The sequence below is a fragment of the Lysobacter sp. GQ73 genome (genome assembly GCF_059758755.1).
On record NZ_JCAXEE010000025.1, the window covers coordinates 1 to 414 of the forward strand.

A 414-nucleotide genomic window follows, 5' to 3' on the forward strand; every position below is an offset into this window, starting at 1 on the left:
ACCGTGGTCACCTGCGCACTCGACCCGACCCCGCTGGCGGCCGCGGCGGCGCCGGGCGCGAGCGGCGGCACGGTCGGCTTCACCATTCCGGTCACGGTCAACTCGCCCACCCTCAGCGGCAGCTACACCGCCAACGCCGCGCTCGGCCGCGCCGTGCCCGACGGCGACGGCGATGCCACCAACAACGACTTCAACACCGCCAACGACACCGCCAGCGGTCCGCTGGTGTTCCAGAAGCAACCGATCCTGCGCTTGCGCAAGGCGCTGCCGCTGGGCCGTTTCGCCGACGCCGACCAGTTCGCGCTGAGCATCGCCGGCAGCGGCGGCCCGGCCACCGCGACGACCACCGGCAGCGGCAGCACCGCGACCGGCGAGGCGCTGTTGAATGGCGTCGTCGGGGCGAGTTACACCCTG

At 73.2% G+C, this 414-nt stretch carries 1 protein-coding gene; it reads left to right on the top strand.

Features of this window, described 5'->3' with window-relative positions:
- Window positions 1-414: hypothetical protein (locus AC6CH2_RS22505; RefSeq protein WP_498271161.1), on the top strand; the 414-nt coding region annotated here is incomplete at both ends.